The following is a 23,206-nucleotide window of genomic DNA, read 5'->3' as shown; positions in this document are numbered from 1 at the left end:
CCATGATTTCCAGGAAAACATTTGAATGGAAAAGGTGAAAAAGGTGCAGACAGACCAGAAAACAGGCGCACAGGCGGCGGACCCGATGACGGGGGCAGAGGCTCTGGATCCCGTCTATCGGCGGCGCTGTCTTCTGGGCAGTTTATCTGGCGTTTCTGCATTTTGTGGATAATGAATATCTGGGATTTTTCGTGGTTGCGATTTTGATCACGATCTACTCGGAGATCTGGGCGAGAGTTCTGAAGACACCGGCGACGACGATTTTGATGCCGACGGTCATCCCACTGATTCCGGGAGGATCCCTGTACTATGCGATGGACGCGGCGCTCCGCCATGATGCTCCGGAGTTCATCCTGAAGGCCCAGAAAGCCATCGGGCTTGCGGTCGCGCTTGTGGCCGGAATCATGATCGTTACGTCATTGAGGCGGCCGATCGAGGCGCTGGTGCACATAGTAGCTAAGAAAAAATATTGACGAACAAATGTTTGCAATATATAATGAATTTATGGGAAAGCAGAATACATAAAAGGCGGCCTGCCCTCCATAAAAGGAGGGGCTTCCCCCTCCGGACGAAAGAAAGGAGGGCGATGCCAATGTATGTTACATATTCGGACTTGATCCAGATAGGTATCTTCATTGTAGCTCTCGTAGGATTGTGTTACACAATTTTCGGGAAAAGAAAATAGCCGCCACTACCCCAATAGTGACGGCTGTTACATTGTAACAAGCTAGTTATAAAGGGTAGGCCGTGTGTATCTGACTTTCCCTTTTTGTATCTATAGTCTATCATATTCGAAAAGTGAATTCAAGTACTATTTCCCTTCAGTTGTCACCGACAACCCCGGCGTTACTGCTTACGCTTTGCGTAAACAGTAACGGGATTTTGCCGATGCTTCGCATCCTAAATCGGCAAAATCCGTATCCAGGACATTATATTATGGTATTTTCGGTGCCGAAAATACCTACTTGGAATAGCGGTTGCATATTTTCATGAATATGGCGACATTTTAATCAGTTCTCTTCGATCTCTTCACACATCAGGGCTTCTTTCCTGCGCTCAAATTCCTCATACATCAGTCCGCGCTCTGCGGTTTCGATCTCGCCTAACTGGTTATCGTAGGGATCGGTGCGCCAGTATTTCTTTTCGACGGTAAAAGGTGCCTGAAAGGCGCGGTTGGCGACCATGCGGTATGGGTCAAGGTTTCCGAAATAGAAGCGGCGGCGTTCCTCGTTCTCGGCGCGGACAGCTCCAATCCCGTAAGAGGGATCCGCGTAGATCCAGCCGAACGGGGCGGCGTAGAAGCGAACCCAGTCATGACCGCCGATGAAGTCCGGCTCTGCGGCGAGTCCGCTCTGCCACTGGGCGGGGATTCCGGCGCAGCGGCACAGGGTGATAAAAAGAAGTGCGAAGACTCCGCAGTCCCCCGTGAAGGTTCTGGCGCAGTTCCCCGGAATATCCTCCAGGGAGAAGTAGGCCGGCATGTAGGTGTATTTGAAGTTCAGGGTGATGAAGTCGTAAAAGTTTCTGGCTTTTTCGAGTGGAGTCTCACAGCCTTTCGAGAGTTCTGCGGCGAGTGCACGGATGTACGGAGTGAAGACGATGTGCGGGGCAAGTTCAGCGAGATCATCAGATACGCCCACCTCAAATTCACGCAGAGACGAAGAACTGGATTCATTACTGGAATGAGCATACAGCTGGACAGTCTCTGCGGCCTTGTGATTCAAACCGGCAGACAGAGTTTGCTCCTGAGATACCGTTCCAGGGTTCACTTCCGTACCAAATGTTTTGCATGCATCAGATTTCTTTAACGCACTTTCTGTATCATGCCACACCGCTGTATGCACATACGAATACTGGACGGAAAATTCATGATTTTCTTTCAGAGTCTCTTCCCAGCATATAGTGCGCTGCGGTGCGTCTTCCGGTGCGATCTTTGCGTTTTCAGGAAAAACGGATTCGATCCGGATATCGCTCTGCTGGTCGCAGGCGGCGGGGATCGGGAGATGGACGCGAACGAACATTTCGGGAGTGAATGCGGAATCTTTCACTTTGACAGATGCGCGGATCCGGATCCTGTTTGAAAGAGAGCCTTTTTCTTTCATGATCTCCATTGCACGGTTTAAGCGGAGATCTCCGCGGCTTCCTTTTCCGGCACTCTCAGAACCGTCAAGAGTGACAGCGGTCCGTTTCCGGAAGTCAGGCATGGATTTGCACATGCTCTCAAAAAAGCGGTCAAAGATCCGCATTTCGCCGTTTACATAGATCCAGCGGATCTGCCCGATGGAGAGGTAGTGGTCAAATTCGTCTTCCGTAAAGTCCGGGATCCGGGTCCGGATCTTTTTGAGTGCATCTTCGCGGGTAAAAGGATAATCGGAAGGCATGCGAAGGATCATTTCCCGTTCTGCCATCAGGCAGTAACGGAGCGGATCCGGAAGCGCCGGATCGGAGAGCTTCCGGTCGATGAGTCGTACTGCACCGTCAAAGTCTCCGTGAAGCTTCATGCGGAGAATATCTTCCGGGAGTCCGATATTCAGATAAGAAAGAAGATTGTTTTCGATCATAAAAGATTCCTCCTGTGTTAATTCAAGGCGAAGATATGTGAAACTCGGTGTGTGATCCCGTGAGTTGTTCTGACCGGTACAATTTACTGCCGGAGATAAAATGGCGTCCCCATTCTAACAGGGAAAGAATGGGGACGCCAGAATTGGATCACTCACAGATGAAGGGACAATGTAGGGAAACACAGTTCCCTGTCATCGTGAGCAGCCATAAAATAGCAGACTCATGAAATGTACTCACGATCAGACAAACAGCTTCAATAGAGCGCCCATTCCGAGTCCCATGAAGTTTCCGATGGCGGCACCGAGAACTCCCATTAAAACACCGATACCTGCGAAGGAACCGTCATAAGCGGTTGCGATGATCGGAGCGGAAGCAGATCCGCCGATGCAGGCAACGGAAGCAGTGGAATCCATGCAGAGATCCCAGTGGAAGATCTTGGAGAGGATGAACATCAGCACAACATGGACAAGAAGGATTCCGAGCCCATAGACAACCCACATCGGAGCAGATAAGAGGTCGATCAGGGTTGCTGTGGATGCGATGAGGGAGACAACCGCATAGAGATAAACGCTGGAGAGCTCTGTAACTGCCGGAAGTTTTCCGAGCGGAGTCATTGCGCAGATCAGTCCGAGGATCGTTACAAATACGGTCGTGCAGGTACCTTTATCAAAGAAGGAAAGTCCGACACCCTTGAAAAATCCATTCATCTGAACGCCGATGTACTGGGAGACTGCAGATACAACGAGGGTGAGACCAATCAGGAAGATCCAGTCTGCAGCATTCGGTTTTACGTTTGTCTCTTTTGCAACTTCCTCGTTTGCAGCTGCAGCGACAGCGTCGAGTTTGGAAGTATCAGCCTTGCAGGCCTTGTTCCACTTCTGGGCATATTTTACAGCAAAGAGCAGAAGTGCGATCCAGAGGGAGTAGCAGGCAGTATCGAGAGCCAGAGCGCAGGAGTAAGCACCGGAATCGACCGGAAGAGCATCCTCCATGGCAGCCATGTTTGCAGAGCCGCCGACCCAGGATGCGTAGAGGGCAGCTGTTGCGCCCCATGTCTTGTCAGCACCGCCGAGTGCATTTGCAAACAGCGGGAAAAGAGCGAAGAATCCGATGCCGAGGGTGATGGCACAGCCCATGAAGATACAGATCATACGCGGTCCGAGTTTTCCGAGCTTGCGGAAATCACAGCGGAGCAGCATGACGAAGATCATGGCATACAGGATGTTGTTCTTTAAGGCACTGTAGGCTGCGGAACACTCATCGGAATTGTAGAGACCGATGGTGCAGAAGAACATGTTGAAGATGTAGATCCATACGAGCGGCGGAACGATGTTGAAGATCTTCCACTTCATGTATTTTTCAAGTGCGAGAAGACCGCCTGCGAGCAGCATCAGGAAAGCTATGTAAGTAAAACCGTTTGTAATCGTTAACATAGGATCACGCTCCTTTTTCTATTTGTGTTGTCGTTGTATCAGAGCTGGCGAAGAATGTATTCCTTTACCGGTTCCAACGTGCTCTTTTTCCATGCACCTTCCTCCGCTTTCTCCGAAAACGGGACGATGATGTGGAAATCCATGTGGGCGCCCTCGAAGTAACCGTCAGGCTCAGTGCTGAAGAAATATCCGTTCCAGACATCTTCGGCGGCATCTGTAAAGCGCTCCGGCTCCAGATAGATCATTTTCCTGCGGTCCTCCGCGACAAAGGCCTTTGCGGAGAGAGGTGCCAGAAGTTCATACTCCGCGGCCGGGATGTCTGTGAAGATGGCAGGAAGTGGGGCGATATCGATCCGCTCGTCTCCGCGGATGATCCGGATCCCGATCGCCTCAAAATCGATCGCTTCTTCGGTGAAGATCAGTTTTAACAGGACTCCGACATCCGTATACAGGTGGACGCGCTGATAGTCGGTATCAAAAATGAAGTTTCCGAGTGAATAGAAAATTGCTTTTCCGTTGTCAAAGAGCTCGTAGTTTTCCGGGACATGGGGATGATGGGCGACGACCACATCGGCTCCGAGTTCCAGAAACTTGAGGTAGCGGTCTCTGGTGTAGGGACTTGGAAGACTTGTGAATTCTTCCCCGCCGTGGGAGACGATCACGCACCAGCGGCAGCGGGACTTGATCTCGGCGATTCGTTTTGCGATGAGATCGAGGTCATCCCAGCGGAAAATACCGGGTTCGGTGGCGGTTGCCGGGATGCATTCCGCCTGGTAGGCGACACAGAACATGCCGATCCCGCCTGCCTCGTCGAGATACACAGGTTCGGACGCTTCGGTGTCATTCATTCCGGCCCCCATCGTGAGACAACCCATTTCTTCGGCGATCTTTTTTGTGCTCATAACACCTTCCCGCCCGGCATCCATCGTGTGGTTGTTCCCGATACTCCAGATGTCCGCATGGATATCTTTCAGGACGCGCGTCGCCGCGGGATTCATGCTGTGAAAGAAGACTCCGCGGGATCCGTCATCCTTCGCGTCGATCAGTGCGCCTTCCACATTTGCGACAGTGTGATCAGCGCTGTGGAAAAAATCGAGGACGGGGGCAGACAGCAGATGTTCATCCTCCCAGCGGTGATCCATGTAGCGGTCAAATCCGATATCTCCGGTAAAAACGATCGATGTTTTCTTCTTTTCCATGGAACCACCTCCTATCTGACCAGCCGGTAAAGAGCTTCTGCAAAAATATGTACATTTTCCATCAATCGGTCGATCTCCATGAACTCGTCCGGCTTGTGCTCGCGGACTTCATCGCCTGGGAAGATCGGTCCGAAGGCGACAACGTTCGGGATCGCTTTCGCGTAGGTGCCGCCGCCGATGGATTTCGGTATCGCAGGAAGTCCGGTCTCGTCTGCGTATACATGCAGAAGAGTCTGGACCAGCTCGCAGTCTTCCGGAAGATAGAGACATGCTTTGTGGGTTTCATTTACCTTCAGGAATCCTGCGTTCAGGAATGCCGCGTCGCAGATCGGAGCACAGTCATCGTAGGTGAAGGTTACCGGGTAGCGATAGTTGATGCGGATCAGGAAACTTGTCTCATCGCCCTGGATCGTTCCGAGGTTGAATGTGAGTTTTCCGCTCGGTTCATCGGAAAGAGCGATCCCGAGGGAGGTCCCGTCGCTTTCCAGCCCGACATGATCGGAGAGAAAGTGAACAAAACCGAGTAACGGTTCATCGAGCGGAAGTGTTCCGAGCGCATCCATCAGGAGGCCGATCGCATTGATCCCGAGTTCCGGGGAAGCTCCGTGGGCACTGACGCCGTTTGCGAGGATCTCGAATCCGTCTGCAGTTTCAGTGCAGGTGATCCGGTCACATCCGGCGGCGAGGACCATGAGCTGCGGCTTCATATCGTCCGGGCAGGTGATCTCTGCTCTGGCGGAGGCCGGGACTACATTCGGCGCGGATCCGCCGGAAATCTTTGTGAGACGGACATCGCCGGTCTGGGTGTAGTCTGCTTCATAGTTGACATTGATGATCCCCTTTTCCCCGTTGATGACCGGATATTCTCCATCCGGGGTGAATCCCATGACAGGGAGTTCGCCGCCGTGGCTCTTGTAGTATTTCATGTCATTGCTTCCGGTCTCCTCGTTTGTTCCGAAGAGGATCCGGATCCGGCGTTTTAAGGGGAGACCGCTGTCACGCAGGGCGGCCATCGCGTAAAGGGCGGCCATTGTCGGACCTTTGTCATCCATGGAACCACGGCCGAAGATCTTTCCGTCCCGGATCTCACCGCCGAACGGATCGAAGGTCCATCCTTCCCCTTCCGGGACAACATCGAGATGCCCGAGGACGGCGATCATCTCATCGCCTTCACCGAATTCACACCATCCCATCTGGTGATCAAGATCAGTGGTGCGGAAACCGAGTCCCTTTGACACAGCCAGGGCGTGGTCAAGGCATTTGCGGACATTGGGGCCGTATGGGGCGCCATCCGCAGGCGGTTCCTGCACACTGCGGATCCGGATGCTTTCCGCCAGGGATTGAAGAAATGGTTCTTTTTGAAGTTCGACAGCTTCTTTCAGAGTCATAGATACTCATCCTCCTCTCAAAAAAAATCCGCCAAAAGCAGACCAGGAAGACAAGAGCGGTTTGATCTCGCTTTTGTCGTTGGTTCTCGCTTTTGCCGGATTTCAGATTGCTTGCCAGACAGCGGTAACTGCCATTTGCAGAATGAAGCAGCAACATTGCGTATTCATTTGTGTTTATTATAATGAGATGGAAATGGTTTGTCAATAAAAAAATAAAAATTTGGTTAAAAATATTAAAATTACTGAAAATACAAAAATGAGAACAAAAAGTACAGATCTTTCGAAGCGTAAGACAGGAGACGTGGAAAAATAATTGCGGAAATTCCGGAGAGCATGCCGCCGGTCCGGACGAGAGAGCAGATGTGATTACTTTTTATGGGCAGGAATTTTCTGAACTGAAAACCCCGTACAATATAGTAGTGGCCGCAGATGTACTGGAATTCGTACAGGGATTGACAGAATGGATTTCCTATATTATGATGCTGAAATATGGTGGGACAAGTATTGGAAATGAGAGCGTGACTGAACCCAGCCGCGCGCGAGCTGATGAAAAGAGGAGAGCAGAATGGCTGAAACCGGTGAGGAGACATATTATATTGTAGGAGAATCAAGAACGAATGTGGATAACGCGATCACAAAGGTGTATGGAAGCTTTTTTATCGCGTTTGAGGTGATCCCATCAACAGGAGAGATCATACAGACAGACTGTTCGAGAACGCTGGAGCTGACAAATGATTTTATACGAAAGCTTTTTCTGCATAAGCACCTGGAAACGGATGCGAAGGTGATCGAGGAGGCGATCCAGCGCCGATATCATGGTTCTTCCTGGAAAGCGCTGATCGTTGCCTATCGGGACGCGTTAAAGCATTATCAGCGCGCGATGGCCGCCGAAGCAGAGGAAAAGGGGAAAAAAGGTGACAACTGAAAAGAATGAAGAGATGACAAGCGAAGAAGTCCTGACCTGCGCGATCAATATCGGGGAGCAGCTCCTCGTGAGCGGGGCGGAGATCAGCCGTGTGGAGGATACGATCCGGAGGATCTGCAATGCCTACGGGATCCGGCAGAGCCATATTTTCTCGATCGCGTCGTGTATCATCGTGACGCTGGAGACGAAGGAGCGGAAGTGGATCACGCAGACGCGAAGAATTTTAAGTTACGGGACGGATATGTGGAAGCTGGACCGGCTGAATGACCTTTCGAGGCGGATCTGCGCGACGCAGCCGTCGTTTGCGGTGATCGATCAGGAATATGAAAAGATCTTAAAGGGACCGACATATTCCCCGGCGGTGCAGTGCGGGATCTATGCAATGACAGCCGGGGCGTTTGCCATTTTCTTTGGAGGAAATCTGTGGGATGGATTTGCGTCCCTGTTTGTCGGGGCGCTGATCCGCGTGACCTTATATGCGCTCTCCGCGATCAAGCTGAAGGCAATCTTCTCCAATATCCTCTGCTCTCTGATCTCAGGTATGGCATGTATTCTTGTCTGCTATCTCGGGATCGGACAGCATGTCGAGATGATCATGATCGGGAATATCATGCTCCTGATCCCGGGAGTCCTGATGACGAACTCATTCCGGGATTTCATCAGCGGGGACATGATCAGCGGACTTCTGCATTTTTCGGAGGCGATGATCACAGCCATCTGTGTGGCAGCCGGGTTTATTCTTTCTAAAATACTTCTTGGAGGGATGTTATGAGTCAGGATGTTCTTTCAATCATCGCATCGTTTTTCGGGTCGTTCGGATTTGCGATCATTTACAACATCCGCGGGCGCAGAGTCTTGATCCCGGCGATCGGCGGGGCAGTTTTCTGGGCAGTGTATCTTGTATTTTTACATTTTGTGAATAATGAATATCTGGGATTTTTCGTTGTGGCGATCCTGATTACGATCTACTCGGAGATCTGGGCGAGGATCTTAAAGACACCGGCAACGACGGTCCTGATGCCGACGGTCATCCCGCTGATCCCGGGAGGTTCCCTGTACTATGCGATGGACGCGGCTCTCCGGCGCGACATGCCGCAGTTTATCGTAAAGGGGCAGGCGGCGATCGGACTTGCGATCGCGCTTGCGGCGGGGATCATGGTCGTGACGTCGTTGAGGAGGCCGATCGAGGCGCTGGTGCACATAGTAGCTAAGAAATGACGAACAAATGTTCGCAATATATAATAGTGATGTGGGAAAGCAGAATACATGAAAGGCGGCCTGCCCTCCGGTTTCGGAGGGACTAACCCTCCAGACGAAAGAAAGGAGGGCGATGCCAATGTACGTTACATATTCGGATTTAATCCAGATAGGTATCTTCATTGTCGCTCTCGTTGGATTGTGTTACACAATCTTCGGGAAAAGAAAATAGCCGCCACTACTGCAATAGTGACGGCTGTTACAATGTAACAAACTAAACTATGAAGGGTAGGCCACATGGATCTGACTTTCCCTTTTGTATTTATAGTGTAGCATATTCGGAAATTGAATTCAAGTCTTTATTTATTTTCCGTCGTCACCGACATTCCAGGTATAATCTTCCCTTCAGCTGCCTTCTTAAACATCTCCTCCATCGTATGCCATCCCAGCACCGCGCACTTGACCCGCGCCGGCATATGGGACACATCCTGTAAGATGGAAGCTTCCTCCAGAGGTTCCAGCTCATCGCCCTTCGCAGTGCCTTTGATCATCTCAAGAAACAGGTTCGCGAGGCGCAGCGCCTCATCCTTTTTCTTTCCAATGATCAAATCTAACATCATATCTGCGGAGGCCTGGGAGATTGCGCAGCCGTCTCCGACGAAAGCTCCGTCGACGATCTCATCGTTCTCGACTTTTAATTTCAGCCAGATATCATCACCGCAGCTCGGGTTTACGCCCTCTAAGACGAGGTTTGCGTCCGGCAGCTCATGCTTGTGAGTCGGATGAAGATTGTGTTCAATTAAAATTTCATTATAAAATGTATTACTCATATCCCATTTTTCTCCTTAATCCGCCAAGACTCTCAAGGAATGCCCGGATCTCCTCCTCTGTATTGTAGAACGCGAGGCTCACACGCGTCGTGGAGGCGGTTCCAAGGTACTGTAACAGCGGCTGTGCGCAGTGATGACCGGCGCGGACACAGATATTGTCGGCGTTTAAGATCTCTGCCACGTCATGGGGGTGAACGCCATCCACAGCGAAGGACAGGATTCCATGATGGTTGTCCGGATCGCTGCTCCCGAGAACACGGATTCCGGGAATATTCATCATGCCCTCGTAGGCGATTCTCGTGAGCCTGTTCTCCTGTGCCTCGATCGCGTCGAAACCGATAGTTTTCATGTAGCGGACTGCCTCAGCCAGCGCGTAAGCGCCTCCGGCATTGACGGTTCCCGCCTCGAACTTATGCGGAACCTCCGCCCAGACAGCGCCCTCTCTTGTGACAGATTCGATCATCTCGCCGCCGGTGAGGAAGGGCGGAAGCTTCTCAAGAAGCTCTTTCTTTCCGTAAAGAGCGCCGATTCCCATTGGAGCCAGCATCTTGTGACCGGAGAAAGAAAGGAAATCCACACCCAGATCCTGCACGTCAACAGCGATATGCGGAACACTCTGGGCACCATCGCCCACTAAGATCACACCGTGGCGGTGGCAGATCTCAGCGAATGTCTTTAAATCATTCCTGCATCCGAGAACATTGGAGATCTGCGTGATCGCGGCGATCTTCGTGCGGTCCGTGATCATGCTCTCCAGACGCTCAGCCGGGATCGTTCCGTCCATGTCGCATTCTAAATATTTTACCGTCGCGCCGTAACGCTTTGCGGCCTGCTGCCACGGAAGAATGTTGCTGTGATGCTCCATGATGCTGACAATGATCTCATCGCCCGGCTTTAACAGGTACTCGGAGAGGGTGTAGGCCGCAAGATTCAGGCTCTCTGTGGCGTTTCTCGTAAACACGATCTCCTCAGGACATGATGCGTGAAGGAAGTCAGCGACTGTCTTTCTTGCGTCCTCATAACACTCCGTCGCCTCTTCACTTAACTCGTAGAGACCGCGGAACGGGTTTGCGTTATATTTCTCATAAAACCGCTTTTCCGCGTCCAGGACACATGCGGGCTTCTGGGAAGTCGCCGCATTGTCCAGGTAGATAATGTCACGGTTTTTTAACAGCGGGAAATCTTCCCGGATCTTATTTACATCCATTGGAACCCTCGCTTTCTAAGTAGGAGGCAACATCTGCCTTCGTCTTCTCATCAGGTACGAAACGGAGAACCGCGTCGATCCTTGCTTTCGCCATCATCTTATAGATCTCGACGAGGGTCATGCCGCGGCTTTCCAGATAGAATACAAGGTCCTCATCCAGCTTTCCGATGGTGGCACCATGGTTTCCTTCCACGTCCTCCTCGGCGCAGAGGATCAGCGGGATCGTCTGGTTGACCACATCGTCGTCGAGAAGAAGAACATCCTCTTTCTCATTTCCGACAGCCCCCGCAGCGCCTTTCTTAAAGTCGATGGTTCCGCGGAACAGCTTTCTCGCGTTTTCATGGAGCACGCCGTCGGTCCTGATCTCACTGACGGATTTCTTTCCCTCGTGGAGTGCCACGTAGTTCATATCGAGCACGCAGTCATCGGCAACTGTGTAGGCGATGTCTGCTGTAAAATTACTCTTTTTGCCGATAAGTTCAGCTTTACAGCCGTTGTAGACCTTATCACCGCTAAGGAACAGGTGGATGACGGAGAGTTTCGCGCCATCAGCAACCTTCGCCCCAATATCATTCAAAACGGTTTTCGCGTTTTTGTTGCGGATGATCTGGACGAGAGTCACCTTTGCGTCTTTTTCCAGAATCAATTTCGTCTGCACGGCGGAAAGTCCGGTGTGTTCAGACTGGGAGACGGCAGCAGGATTTTCTCCGACCGGGCTGGGACTTCCGGTCCCTTCAGGATCGCCGTTTCGTTCAGCTGCCATATCCATGATAACGGTCATATTGCTTCCTTCTTTTGCCAGAATTCCAAAGGTGTTCAGGCTGTGCTCAAAAGCACCGTAGGCAAATCTGATCCGCGCCGGTTCCCCGGAGACATCGCTGTCAGCAGAGAGCAGTACTGCACCCGCGGAACTTTCCTTTACCAGCATATCCATATCGGATCCCATGCCGCCAGCGACATCCTTAAAACGGTCCGGAAGACCGGCCGGGCAGACAGCTTTTTTGATCCCTTCCGGGATCTCAAGGTTTCCTTCATGCGCTCCGGAGACAGAAATCCCGGAGACCGCAGTCTCATTCATTTTCAGCCAGTTCCATGTCTTTGAAGGGAGCTGGTTGATCTTCATGTTCTCCATCATCCAATACTTCCTTTCATTTCCAGATGGATCAGATTGTTCATCTCCACCGCGTATTCAAGCGGAAGCTCCTTCGAGACATTATCGGCGAAGCCGCTGACGATCAGGGCTCTCGCGTCCTCCTCGGAGATACCGCGGGACATCAGATAGAAGACGGCGTCATCGCTGATACGGCCGATCTTTGCCTCGTGTCCGACATCGGCGTCCTTTGTGCGGATATCCATCGCCGGGATGGTGTCGGAACGGGAGATATCGTCGAGCATCAGGGACTGGCAGGAGACAGCAGATTTGCTGCCCTTTGCCTTCGCGGATACGACAACGGAGCTTCGGAAGGTGCTGATCCCGCCATCCTTGGAGATTGATCTCGTATTTACATAGGAAGAAGTCTTCGGTGCGTTGTGGACGACCTTACATCCGGTATCGAGGTTCTGTCCCTTACCGGCGAATGTGATCCCGGTGAACTCGGATCTTGCGCCCTCACCGTTCAACACGCTCATCGGGTAGAGGTAAGAAACATGGGAACCGAAGGAACCGGATACCCACTCGATGACTCCGCCTTCCTCGACTTTCGCCCGTTTTGTGTTTAAATTGTACATATTTTTCGACCAGTTCTCGATCGTAGAGTAGCGGAGCTTTGCGTTTTTTCCGATGTAAAGCTCGACACAGCCGGCATGGAGGTTTGCCACATTGTACTTCGGTGCGGAACATCCCTCGATGAAGTGTAAGGACGCGCCCTCATCGACGATGATCAGAGTGTGCTCAAACTGTCCGGCACCTGCGGCGTTTAAACGGAAGTAGGACTGCAGCGGGATCTCGACGGAAACTCCCTTCGGAACATAGACGAAGGAACCGCCGGACCAGACAGCGCCGTGCAGGGCTGCGAATTTATGGTCATGGGGTGTCACGAGTTTCATAAAGTGGTCCTTTACCATATCGGCATATTTGCCGGTCAGGGCACTTTCCATATCGGTATAGATAACGCCCTGCTCCTCAACCTCCTTGCGGACATTGTGGTAGACGAGCTCGGAGTCGTACTGGGCACCCACGCCTGCGAGGGAGGTGCGCTCCGCCTGCGGGATCCCGAGCTTTTCGAAGGTGTCCTTGATCTCTTCCGGAACCTCGGACCAGTCCCCTTTCATCTTTGTGTTGGCACGGACGTAGGTGGCGATGTTGTCCATGTTTAATCCTTCGATGGACGGGCCCCAGTCCGGAACCTTCATTTCATTATATACTTTTAAGGAATTTAACCGGAAATCATGCATCCACTCCGGGTCATGTTTCTCCTCGGAGATCTTTTCCACAATGTCCTCGGTGAGACCGTTTTTAATACGGTAAGCGTCCTTCTCGTCATTGCGGAAGTCGTACATGTTGCGGTCAACGTCCTCAACATACGTCTTTTCCTTCATTAATCGTTCTCTCCCTTCTCATTTGCGGAAGCGATAAACTGCTCGAAGCCGTTCTCATTGATCTCATCGACGAGAGAACCATCGCCCTCGGCAACCAGGCGGCCGTCTACGAGAACATGGGTCTTGTCCACATGGAGAGACTCCAGGATCCTTGTGCTGTGGGTGATGATGAGGAGCGCGCCGTCCTTGCTCTTCTGATACTCCTCGATTCCCTTGGAAACGGTGCGGACCGCGTCGACATCGAGACCGGAGTCTGTCTCATCGAGGATCGCTAAGGACGGATTTAAGAGAAGAAGCTGCAGGATCTCCGCTTTCTTTTTCTCACCGCCGGAGAAGCCGACATTCAGATCACGGAAGCCGTAGGACGGATCCATGTCGAGAACCTCCATGGCTTTCTGGAGGTCTTTATTGAAATCCCAGATACGGATGTTCTTTCCGGTCCTCGCGGAGAGGGCGCTGCGGATAAAGTTGGAGAGGGAGATCCCCGGAACCTCCAGCGGATTCTGGAAGGAGAGGAACATGCCGAGGCGGGCGCGCTTGTCAGCTGCCTCTTTTGTGATATTCTCGCCGCCAAAGAAGATCTCACCGTCGGTGACGTGGTAATTCGGGTTTCCCATTAAGGTACATCCGAGGGTGGATTTTCCGGCGCCGTTCGGTCCCATGAGAACATGGGTCTCGCCTTTGTTGATGGTTAAGCTGATTCCGTGCAGGATGGATTTTTCTTCCACATCCACGGAGAGATTTTTTACATTTAATAATGGTTCTGACATATCGGATTCCTCCATGTATTTTATATAAGGTAAAAATGTAAGTTTCAGCAATTTCCGGACAGATATGAACCGGCACCGGAGCTGATCTCCGGGATACGTTCCGTCTGCCGGGACTAAACCTAGTTGCTTACTAGGTGATGCAATGATATTATACCTGTATTGAGAAAAATATGCAAGAAGCAATTCCTACAAACATGCTATGAATTGGTATTTATTCCTGTACAATCCGATATTTCCGGGAAAATCTGCAGGATTCATGAAACTGCAACAATCGGAAAACAATTCTGAAACATGGGCATGGTAGGCTGAGCAAAACAGCGGAAATCACAGACGGGATCGGACCGGAGGCAGGAGTTTCTATACAGAAATTTTGCAAACCTTACGAAAATATAAAATCATTATAAACTGGAAAAACAGATATTGACAGAATGACAGGGTGTCACTATAATGTTGACAGGTTGTCACTTTTGCAAAAGAAGGGAAATGTCAGAAATACGTTTTGTGATTTCGACAGAAGGGAGATGGAATTATGCCGACCGAGCGGTTTCTGCGGCTTCCGAAAGAGAAAATTGAAGCAATTCGGATCGCAGCGGCAAAGGAGTTTATGAGAGTGCCTCTTGAGGAAGCATCGATCAACCGGATCGTCCACGACGCGGATATATCAAGAGGAAGCTTTTATACATATTTTGAAGATAAGCAGGATCTGTTGAAGTGGCTGATCTACGCCCAGGCGGAACAGCATTTTAACAACTATATCGAGCGGCTCCGGGAAAACGGAGGCGATCTGTGGGATATGCTTGAGAGTGTGTTCGACCGCGGAATGGATCTTATGGAGCGGGCAGGTCTGATCAATATTTTTCAGAATCTGATCAAGAGCGCAAAGTTCATGGATATTTTCAGGGGTGATCCGGAGTATGACCCGCAGGTATGCCGGGAGAATCAGAGCTTTATGAAGCTATTATATGAAAATATCGATCAGGACAAAGAGCCGATCAGCAGGGAGGCTTTAAATGAGCTGATCGAAATGCATATGGTTGTATTTATGATGTCGCTCAAGCGCTTTTTCCGTGACGGGGAGAAGAAAGAGGAAGCTTCTGAGTATTACAAACGCCATATCCGTATGCTCCACTATGGCATATGTGCATATAGATCAGACAGCAGGGAAGAGGAGCAGCGGTAAGGAATAGAAAAGCTGCCCGCGAAACAGAACATGCGGACCGGAAGAAAGAAAAGAATCCGCAGGAGAGATCAAAAAGCAACAGGTTGCAGAAAATGAGGAGGAACCATGAAGAAAGCAGGTAAGATCGTAATCGGACTTGTATGCGTCGGCGCATTTGGAGTCCTGATGTTCACAAGATTTACGAAAAAAGAAGAGCCGATCGAGGCCGTTCCGAACCCGACCGTCGTCGTCCAGACACCGGAGACAGGAAATATTGAACTTTCCACAGGACTGACAGGTACCGTGGAACCGGCAGATCAGGTATACATTATCCCGAAGGGAAGCGGAGAAGTACTGGAGGTTTATGTAAATCAGGGCGATACCGTACAGAAGGGACAGAAGCTGTTCCGCATCGACAACAAGCAGTTAGACGCGGCAAGGATCACGTTAAATACGACTCAGGTATCCTTAAATGATGCCCAGACATCTGTAAACAGGATGAAGGCGCTCTACGAGAGCGGGGATATTTCCGCTCAGGCCTACGAGCAGGCGGTAAGCGGTCTGTCCATGGCGAAGCTCCAGTATGATTCCGCAAAATTAAACTATGATACCCAGAGCGAGAACACGGTCGTTACCGCGCCGATCGCCGGTGTCTTAGAGCAGTTTGGCGTGCAGGTGCATGATATGTCTGCGGGCGGTTCTGTCGCAGGTGTTGTATCCGGTGCAGGCGGAAAAACACTGACCTTCAACGTGTCGGAGCGTGTCATGAAGGGATTAAATATCGGTGATCCTGTGACGGTGGAGAAGAACGGAACGGATTACAGCGGCGCGATCTCCGAGATCGGCAGCATGGTGGACGCGTCCACAGGACTTTTCAAGGTGAAAGCGACCTTGGGGGACGCGGACGGACTTGCCAGCGGAACGATGGTAAAGGTTTATGTGACAGCGGAGAAGGCGGACAACGTCATGGTCGTTCCGGCAGACTGTGTGAACTACAGCAATGGAGACGCTTACGTGTATACATATGATGCCGCGACATCAACGGCGAAAAAGACTCCGGTGGAAGACGGACTCATCGATTCTGACAAGATTCAGATCGTTTCCGGACTTTCCTACGACGACGAGGTCATCACAAGCTGGTCCAAGGAGCTTTATGACGGCGCCGCTGTGAATATTCAGGGCAGTGATGATGGCGAGGAAACGGAAGCCGACAGCGAGGAGAGCTCTGAAGGAGATACAGACAGTAGTGAGACAACAGCAGAAGAGACTACAGAAGCCGCGGAAACGGCAGCAAAATAAGGAGGCACAAGGAACATGGGACTTACCAAAAAGGTCTTAAAACGGCCGGTCACAACTGTTCTTGTTGTGCTCTGCCTGATCGTATTCGGTCTCAGCTCGATCTTTTCATCCCAGCTTGAGCTGATCCCGGAAATGGAGATGCCGATGCTGATCGTCAGCGCGGTCTACCCGGGAGCAAGCCCGGATGACGTGGATCAGCTTGTGATCAGTAAGATAGAGGATGAGATCGGAACGCTTTCCGGTGTCGATTCCGTCACCAGCATGTCTTCGGAAAACTTCGGAATGGTCCTGGTCCAGTATGACTATGACCAGGATATCGATAAAGCTTACGATGACTTAAAGAAAAAGCTGGATGGGATCAAGTCGGATCTCCCGGATGATGTCGATACCCCGACGATCATCGAGATGGATATCAACAGTACGCCGTCCATCACCCTCGCGGTCAACAATGACAGCGTGGATAACCTCTATAACTATGTAAATGACGATATCGTTCCAGAGATCGAAAAACTGACTTCCGTAGCCAGTGTCGACGTATCCGGTGGTCAGGAGGCCTATATCAAGGCGGAGCTGATCCCGGAAAAATTAAGCCAGTATCATGTGAACATGAATACCATCATTGCGGCTTTAAAGTCTGCGGACTTTTCCATGCCGATCGGAAGTACCTCCGTCGGAAACAAGGATCTTTCCGTGACATCCGGAACATCCTTTGACACGATGGAGCTTTTAAAGAAGATCCCGATCACACTGGGCAACGGAAATATCATCTATATGGAAGATGTTGCCAATATCTACAATACCGTTGAGGCAAAGGACAGTATCGGACGTTACGACGGCAAAGACACGATGACGATCGGTGTCAAGAAAAATCAGGACAGCGACCACATTACCGTTTCCAAGGCAGTCCAGGAGACAATGCAAACGTTAAAAGCACAGGATCCGTCTCTGGAGTACGTCGTTGTCAATGATTACAGTGATCAGATCAGCAATTCCTTAAAGAGCGTATTCCAGACCATGATCATGGCAGTCATTATTGCGATGTTCATCATCTGGCTGTTCTTCGGGGATATCAAGGCATCCCTGATCGTCGGAACCTCCATCCCGGTATCAATTTTAGCGGCCCTCATCCTCATGAAGACCATGGGCTTTACGTTAAACGTCATCACCCTGTCGAGTCTGGTTCTCGGCGTCGGAATGATGGTTGATAACTCAATCGTAGTTCTGGAAAGCTGCTTCCGCTTTACGGATAAGGGCGGTGGCTTTGTTGAAACGAGAAAAGCCGCAATCGATGGTACTGCAGCTGTGCTGGAATCCATTATCGGCGGTACCGTTACGACCTGTGTCGTATTTATCCCGTTAGCTCTGATCTCCGGAATGAGCGGACAGATGTTCAAGCCGTTAGGCTTCACAATCGTATTCTGTATGATTGCGTCCCTGATTTCCGCGATGACGCTTGTACCGCTCTGTTACGTGTACTACCGTCCGAAGGAGAAGGAAAATACCCCGGCCTCCGGCATCATGAGAGCTCTGCAGAATGGATACCGTTCCCTGATGGAGAAGCTTTTAAAGAAAAAAGCGATGGTCATGGGAACCGCCGTTGTGCTTGTGATCTTCTCCCTGTTCCTTGCGACAAAGTTAAAGACAGAGCTTATGCCGGCAGATGATCAGGGAACGATCGCAGTGACGATTGAGACCCAGCCGGGTCTTAAGATCGAGGAGGTCGATAAGATCCTCCAGAGAGCAGAGAACTATGTGACTCAGGATCCGGATCTTGATTCCTACATGCTCTCCTACGGAAGTTCCGGACTTTCCATGAATATGGGCGGAAGCGGAGCGACCCTGACGGCATATTTAAAGGATGACAGAGGCAGAAAGACGGATCAGGTGCTCAAGGAATGGAAACGCGATATGCAGAAATGGTCGGATTGTTCGGTCAGTCTGGAAAGCCAGAGCTCTCTGGGTAGTGGGATGTCCATGGGAAATGCGGAGGATCTCGAATATATTCTTGTCAGCACACAGTACGATGACTTAAAGAAAGCATCGGATGAGATCGTTTCCGAGCTCCAGAAACGCCCGGATGCGACAAACATCCACTCTTCCCTTGAAAACAGTGCTCCCCTTGTAAAGATCAATGTGGATCCGGTCAAGGCGGCAGCGGAGGGACTTTCCCCGACCGCCGTTGCTTCCCAGGTATACATGATGGTCAGCGGAACGACGGCAACGACCCTGAATGTTGACGGAAATGATATCGATGTAAAGGTTGAGTACGCGGATGATGAGTACGATACGATCGATAAGCTCCAGGGAATCGTTCTTCCGACAGCGACCGGCGGATCCGTAGCCCTTATGGATATCGCGGATATCGGCTTCAAGGACAGCCCGCAGAGTATCACAAAGAGTGATAAGCAGTATCAGGTGACGATCACCGGTACGCTGACAGAGGGAGCGGACAGCACCACGAAGGATAAGATCCAGAAGGAGGTCATCGATAAGTACTTATCCGGCACGATCTCCATGCAGGAAAACACATCCACAAAGATGATGAACGAAGAGTTTGCGTCCCTGGGACAGGCGATCGCCACAGCCGTATTCCTTGTATTTGTTGTAATGGCTGCACAGTTCGAGTCACCGAAGTTCTCCATCATGGTGATGACGACGATCCCGTTCGCCCTGATCGGTTCCTTCCTGTTCTTATGGTTAGTGGACTGCCCGATCAGCATGACCTCCCTGTTAGGCTTCTTAATGTTAGTCGGAACGGTAGTAAACAACGGTATTTTGTACGTCGATACGGCGAACCAGTACCGGGCAACGATGAACTTTAAGGAGGCGGTCATTGAAGCCGGCGCGACCCGTATGCGCCCGATGTTCATGACAACACTCACGACGATCGTGGCAATGATCCCGATGGCGGCGGCTTACGGAAATGCCGGTAAGACGATGCAGGGACTCGCACTCGTGGATGTCGGTGGACTGATCGTCTCTACAGCGATGGCACTTCTTGTTCTTCCGGTCTTCTATGTGATCATGAGCGGAAAGAATACGGATAAGGAAGAAATCGTTGACGTAGATTAAGCTTTGAACATTGAAAGCGGATCCCTGCAGAGTCTGCAAGAGACGGCCGCTGCCCGGTCGGGAGGCGGTCAGCCGGAATGCGGAACGCTCTGCGGGGCTTCCTGCTTTTGGAGGCGGAAGCCGGGGTGAATAAAATTGCCACCGGATTGCCGTATTTGGAAAGAAAATGTAAGAGAAATGTTATTGCGTTTCTGCGATGAAATCGTTATGCTCATAGATGGAGGGAAACCTATGAGACAGAATCAATGGAAAAAGGCAGGTCTGACCGTGCTCTCAGCCGTTTTTATGGGAAGTCTTTCCCTGGCGGCAGCGGGTACCGGAATTCCTGCGTTAGCTGCGACGAAGGATGTCGCGGTCACAGAATATGACGAAGCAGCGCTTGAAAAGTTTAAGGACAATACCCTGGAATACTGGGAGCTCCCGGGACTGATCGAGAGGTATAATACGGATTATCAGAACCAGCTGCAGAAGTATTATTACAATCCGGGCGGATCCACGGGCCTTACAAAGGACCAGATGTCAGCGCTGGCGGCGGATCTCCGCGCGGAGGCGGATGAGCTGGAGAATGACGCGGATGATCTGAAAAATGACAGCTCAACCCGCAGCGAATATAAAGAATATAGGACAAACATGCATGCCCTGCGCGCTTATGCGCAGCAGCTGGAAGATACCGCAAATGGAAAAAAGAACGGCGGCTCAGCACTCCGCGGACTTCGTATCGCGAGAAATGAGAAGACAAAAACCGCAAGGGAAGCGATGCGCACTTATGAGACATTAAAGGATCAGTATGATATTGCTGTCTTAAATCAGGAGATCGCAAAGCAGAATTATGAGGCGGCACTGAAGAAAAAAGATCTCGGAATGATGTCAACGGAAGATGTTCTGACCGTAGAAGATGCCTTAAATTCCGCAAACGGAAGTGCGCTTCAGGCGGCATCCAGTCTAAACAGCCAGAAGCAGACGCTGATCACGATGTTAGGCTGGGAGTACAACGCGGACCCTGAGATTACAAAGGTTCCGGAACCGGATCTTACGGTGATCGATTCCTTCGATCCGAAGAAGGACGAGGCGAAGGCCATCGAGATGAACTATACGCTGTATGATACAAGAATGGCAAAGGCCAGTTCCTCCGGCGGAGCAGTAAAGAAAGCCAGAAATATCAAGGACCAGGAAGATTCTATCCGTTCTTCCCTGGATCTTATGTACCAGGACGTAAAGCAGAAACAGAAAGCCTACGAGGCATCTGAGACGCTTTACGGAGCCGCAAAGGCCGACAAGGCAGCTGCTGACAGGAAAAATGCCCTCGGAATGATGAGCCGCCAGGAATACCTCCAGGCGGAGTCCGCATGGCTTTCCAGTGAGGCATCCCACACAGCGGCAAAGCTCGACCTTACAGGAGCAATCGAAAACTATCAGTGGGCGCTTGAGGGACTTCTCGATATCGGTTCCTCATCGCAGAGCTAAAGGAGAATCAGAATGAAAAGAAATTTGACAGGACGTGTGATTCCGGCAGCACTTGCGCTTGCGCTTGCGGCAGCGCCTGTGAACGCTTTCGCAGCGACGAAGGCGGTTCAGGCGACCGGTGTTGCGGATGAGAACGGATTTATATCCCAGCCGGGAAATGAGTACGATGACGCGACGATGAAGAAGCTCGCGGATAACATGCTGGAATATGACGAGATCGGGAAGCTTGTTGAGGTCTACAGCCAGACGTTTAAGACAGTGAAAGAGACATATTCCGATAAGAAGGACGCAGCAAAGGATGTCGTGAAGCTGAAATCAAAATTACTGGATAGTTCGGGAGAGCTTGCGGATACGGCAAGTACACTGAAAGGCTCTCTTGACGCAGCCAAAGAGATGATCGGTAAAGTTCCGGCAATGACTCCGACAAACTACGCACAGCTCTATTACAGTTCAGAACTCATGGACTACCAGGCAGACGCAATTGCGCTGCAGGGCGACAGCCTGGAACAGGTATCCCCGGAGCAGATGCATATCAAGCTTGTGGACAGCACCCGCGCGGCGCTGACCGCCGGCGCCCAGAGCGCCATGATCGGCTACAAGCAGTTAAAGCTCAACGAGGAGAGCTTAGAGAGCGGACTCACACTCTTAGAGGCAGTCTACCAGTCCACCCAGAACCAGGCAGCCAACGGTCTTGCGACCCAGAGCCAGGTCCTTTCCGCGAGACAGCAGCTGGAGTCCACCCAGGCAACGAAACTGACACTGACATCCAGTGAGCAGAAGCTCCGTCAGACTCTCTGCACGATGCTCGGATGGAAGTATGACGCAAAGCCGGAGATCAAGGATGTCCCGGCAGCTGATCTTACAAGGATCGACGGAATGAACCCGGAGAAGGACAAACAGGCGGCGCAGGACAACAACTTTACGATCCGATACAACGTGCTGGACCTCGACAACAAGGACGCAGGCTCCGTCGAGTACCAGAACTTACAGCGCACGATCAAGCAGGAGAAGGAAGAAGTCGCGTCCTCCCTCGTAAACCTTTACAACGACGTTCTCCAGAAGAGAAACGAGCTCCAGACAGCAAAGGCAGCTTACGAGCTGGAAAAGACGAAGATGGAGACTGCCGAGAGAAAATGGCAGTTAGGAACCATCGGACGCCTTGAGTATATGCAGCAGCAGAACTCCTTAAAGACAAAGGAGATCGCGGTGAAGACCGGAGACCTCTCATTGTTCCAGGCAATGGAGACCTATGACTGGGCTGTCAAGGGAAACTTAAGTCTTAGTCAGTAAGCTGCGGATGCGCTGAAAATAGTTCAGCAATCCGAAAACGGACTTTCACAGTGGGCAGGGAAGATGTTCCCTGCTCACTTTTTTTACTTGCGGTTTTGTCTGTATTGTCAGGGCTGGCTGCAGGGGGGATAGCTGTATGAGATGTGTCCTCGCCTGTGACCGCTGGGCTGGTGCTTTTCAGAAAACAGGCAGGTCTCGCCTTTAAAAGCGCCTGAAAATCTTCCTCCGGAATCAGATCTTTCAGCGTTTCCTTTGATTTTTCCGACATCGATGCATGAATGCTGTCCGTGTAGCATAGGGATGGGTACAGAACACACCAGAAATTGTGCCCGGCACCGTTCCCGATGGTCACCCGGACGGCTTCATACATCCCGGCGGGAAATGTCATGTCCCCGTAGGTGCGCACCGGAAACCTGCAGGTCTCGATCCCCACATGTACAGCGTAATCATACCCGAAGCTGTGGATAAAGTCTTCTGCTGCGGCTTCCAGTGTGGAAGATTCAGACAGGATATATGCTTTCAGCTCCTCTTTTCCGGCGATCTGACCCGCGGCGGCCCCGTCCCGGATCTTTTCCAGAAGAAGATCCTTCACCCGAAGCTTTAACGCCTGGTCTTTGGCGGAATCACTGTTCGCGAGAACATGGAACCGCAGGATCTTTGGGGCAATATCCGCCGCCAGAGCCTCGTCCCGCGCCCGGATGCCGGACATGGAAAGAAGAAAACAGATCAAAAAACACAGGAAAGAGAGACTGAGCTTACAGGTTCGTTTCATAGATACACCTTCTTTGCTTTTTACTTTTTATGTCAGAGGCAAATGTTATTTCCTGTTTGTAATTATTACCAGTTGTGCTATAATCTAAACGATAACATGTC

Annotated in this window: 21 protein-coding genes; 11 read left to right on the top strand and 10 right to left on the bottom strand. The window is 51.1% G+C overall.

Features of this window, described 5'->3' with window-relative positions:
• Positions 1-25 precede the first annotated feature (25 nt).
• Together DW677_RS18295 and DW677_RS07825 are read left to right on the top strand one after the other, a co-directional pair.
• Positions 26-172, top strand: coding sequence for a hypothetical protein (locus DW677_RS18295; protein WP_015553194.1), 147 nt, complete (start codon positions 26-28; stop codon positions 170-172).
• Positions 108-473, top strand: a complete 366-nt coding sequence (locus DW677_RS07825) for a threonine/serine exporter family protein (RefSeq protein ID WP_117515137.1) — start codon at positions 108-110, stop codon at positions 471-473. Before DW677_RS18295 ends, DW677_RS07825 begins: the two co-directional genes overlap by 65 nt.
• Positions 474-1,010: 537 nt before the next feature.
• On the opposite strand, the gene DW677_RS07820 is transcribed toward DW677_RS07825, so the two are convergent.
• From DW677_RS07820 to pepV, 4 genes are all read right to left on the bottom strand, one after another.
• On the bottom strand, positions 1,011-2,561 hold the full coding sequence (locus tag DW677_RS07820; protein WP_242992127.1) for a transglutaminase-like domain-containing protein: 1,551 nt from the start codon (positions 2,559-2,561) through the stop codon (positions 1,011-1,013).
• 240 nt (positions 2,562-2,801) lie between these two features.
• Complete coding sequence (locus DW677_RS07815) at positions 2,802-3,995, bottom strand: DUF819 family protein (protein WP_117503660.1); 1,194 nt, start codon at positions 3,993-3,995, stop codon at positions 2,802-2,804.
• Positions 3,996-4,033: 38 nt separating this feature from the next.
• Complete coding sequence (locus DW677_RS07810; RefSeq protein ID WP_117566823.1) at positions 4,034-5,194, bottom strand: CapA family protein; 1,161 nt, start codon at positions 5,192-5,194, stop codon at positions 4,034-4,036.
• A gap of 11 nt (positions 5,195-5,205) precedes the next feature.
• Positions 5,206-6,582, bottom strand: a complete 1,377-nt coding sequence (gene pepV / locus DW677_RS07805) for a dipeptidase PepV (RefSeq protein WP_117566821.1) — start codon at positions 6,580-6,582, stop codon at positions 5,206-5,208.
• Between the two features lie 565 nt (positions 6,583-7,147).
• On the opposite strand from pepV, the gene DW677_RS07800 reads away from it, so the two are divergent.
• From DW677_RS07800 to DW677_RS19175, 4 genes are all read left to right on the top strand, one after another.
• On the top strand, positions 7,148-7,507 hold the full coding sequence (locus tag DW677_RS07800; RefSeq protein WP_117515131.1) for a DUF3870 domain-containing protein: 360 nt from the start codon (positions 7,148-7,150) through the stop codon (positions 7,505-7,507).
• A complete protein-coding gene (locus DW677_RS07795; protein WP_242992126.1) occupies positions 7,497-8,279 on the top strand; it encodes a threonine/serine exporter family protein in 783 nt (260 codons plus the stop codon). The genes DW677_RS07800 and DW677_RS07795 overlap by 11 nt, the downstream gene beginning before the upstream one ends.
• The gene (locus DW677_RS07790; protein ID WP_117551755.1) at positions 8,276-8,725 is read left to right on the top strand and encodes a threonine/serine exporter family protein; all 450 of its coding nucleotides are present in this window, start codon (positions 8,276-8,278) and stop codon (positions 8,723-8,725) included. The genes DW677_RS07795 and DW677_RS07790 overlap by 4 nt, the downstream gene beginning before the upstream one ends.
• Positions 8,726-8,837: 112 nt before the next feature.
• Positions 8,838-8,936, top strand: a complete 99-nt coding sequence (locus DW677_RS19175; RefSeq protein ID WP_345941827.1) for a putative holin-like toxin — start codon at positions 8,838-8,840, stop codon at positions 8,934-8,936.
• A gap of 127 nt (positions 8,937-9,063) precedes the next feature.
• Here the strand turns inward: DW677_RS19175 and sufU are convergent, their stop codons facing one another.
• Genes sufU through sufC form a run of 5 tightly spaced genes read right to left on the bottom strand, consistent with a single transcriptional unit; the run spans position 9,064 to position 14,049 of the window.
• Complete coding sequence (gene sufU / locus DW677_RS07785) at positions 9,064-9,534, bottom strand: Fe-S cluster assembly sulfur transfer protein SufU (RefSeq protein WP_015553198.1); 471 nt, start codon at positions 9,532-9,534, stop codon at positions 9,064-9,066.
• On the bottom strand, positions 9,527-10,741 hold the full coding sequence (locus tag DW677_RS07780; RefSeq protein ID WP_117566820.1) for a SufS family cysteine desulfurase: 1,215 nt from the start codon (positions 10,739-10,741) through the stop codon (positions 9,527-9,529). The genes sufU and DW677_RS07780 overlap by 8 nt, the downstream gene beginning before the upstream one ends.
• Positions 10,728-11,876 (bottom strand): SufD family Fe-S cluster assembly protein, encoded by a 1,149-nt coding sequence (locus DW677_RS07775; protein WP_117566817.1) that lies wholly within the window; start codon positions 11,874-11,876, stop codon positions 10,728-10,730. Before DW677_RS07775 ends, DW677_RS07780 begins: the two co-directional genes overlap by 14 nt.
• A complete protein-coding gene (sufB, locus tag DW677_RS07770; protein WP_117566815.1) occupies positions 11,873-13,279 on the bottom strand; it encodes a Fe-S cluster assembly protein SufB in 1,407 nt (468 codons plus the stop codon). The genes DW677_RS07775 and sufB overlap by 4 nt, the downstream gene beginning before the upstream one ends.
• Positions 13,279-14,049, bottom strand: coding sequence for a Fe-S cluster assembly ATPase SufC (gene sufC / locus DW677_RS07765; protein WP_015553201.1), 771 nt, complete (start codon positions 14,047-14,049; stop codon positions 13,279-13,281). Before sufC ends, sufB begins: the two co-directional genes overlap by 1 nt.
• A 529-nt stretch (positions 14,050-14,578) precedes the next feature.
• Between sufC and DW677_RS07760 the strand changes: the two genes are divergently transcribed.
• From DW677_RS07760 to DW677_RS07740, 5 genes are all read left to right on the top strand, one after another.
• A complete protein-coding gene (locus DW677_RS07760; RefSeq protein ID WP_117566813.1) occupies positions 14,579-15,229 on the top strand; it encodes a TetR family transcriptional regulator in 651 nt (216 codons plus the stop codon).
• Positions 15,230-15,334: 105 nt separating this feature from the next.
• Positions 15,335-16,507 (top strand): efflux RND transporter periplasmic adaptor subunit, encoded by a 1,173-nt coding sequence (locus tag DW677_RS07755; RefSeq protein WP_117483722.1) that lies wholly within the window; start codon positions 15,335-15,337, stop codon positions 16,505-16,507.
• A gap of 15 nt (positions 16,508-16,522) precedes the next feature.
• Positions 16,523-19,579: an efflux RND transporter permease subunit gene (locus DW677_RS07750; RefSeq protein WP_117551750.1), complete on the top strand. Its 3,057-nt coding sequence runs from the start codon at positions 16,523-16,525 to the stop codon at positions 19,577-19,579.
• Positions 19,580-19,810: 231 nt separating this feature from the next.
• Positions 19,811-21,043 carry a TolC family protein gene (locus DW677_RS07745; protein ID WP_181967946.1) on the top strand — a complete coding sequence of 411 codons (1,233 nt, stop codon included), beginning with the start codon at positions 19,811-19,813 and terminating at the stop codon, positions 21,041-21,043.
• Between the two features lie 12 nt (positions 21,044-21,055).
• Positions 21,056-22,333, top strand: a complete 1,278-nt coding sequence (locus DW677_RS07740; RefSeq protein ID WP_117551748.1) for a TolC family protein — start codon at positions 21,056-21,058, stop codon at positions 22,331-22,333.
• Here DW677_RS07740 and spoIIR read toward each other — a convergent pair.
• Complete coding sequence (gene spoIIR, locus DW677_RS07735; RefSeq protein ID WP_117551747.1) at positions 22,323-23,105, bottom strand: stage II sporulation protein R; 783 nt, start codon at positions 23,103-23,105, stop codon at positions 22,323-22,325. The genes DW677_RS07740 and spoIIR overlap by 11 nt on opposite strands.
• Between the last annotated feature and the right edge of the window lie 101 nt (positions 23,106-23,206).

It is taken from the genome of Clostridium sp. AM25-23AC (assembly GCF_003435125.1).
In the GTDB taxonomy this organism is placed as follows: Bacteria; Bacillota; Clostridia; order Lachnospirales; family Lachnospiraceae; genus Pilosibacter; species Pilosibacter fragilis.
Note: the sequence above shows the minus strand (reverse complement) of the source record. Positions and strands in the feature narration are given on the sequence as shown.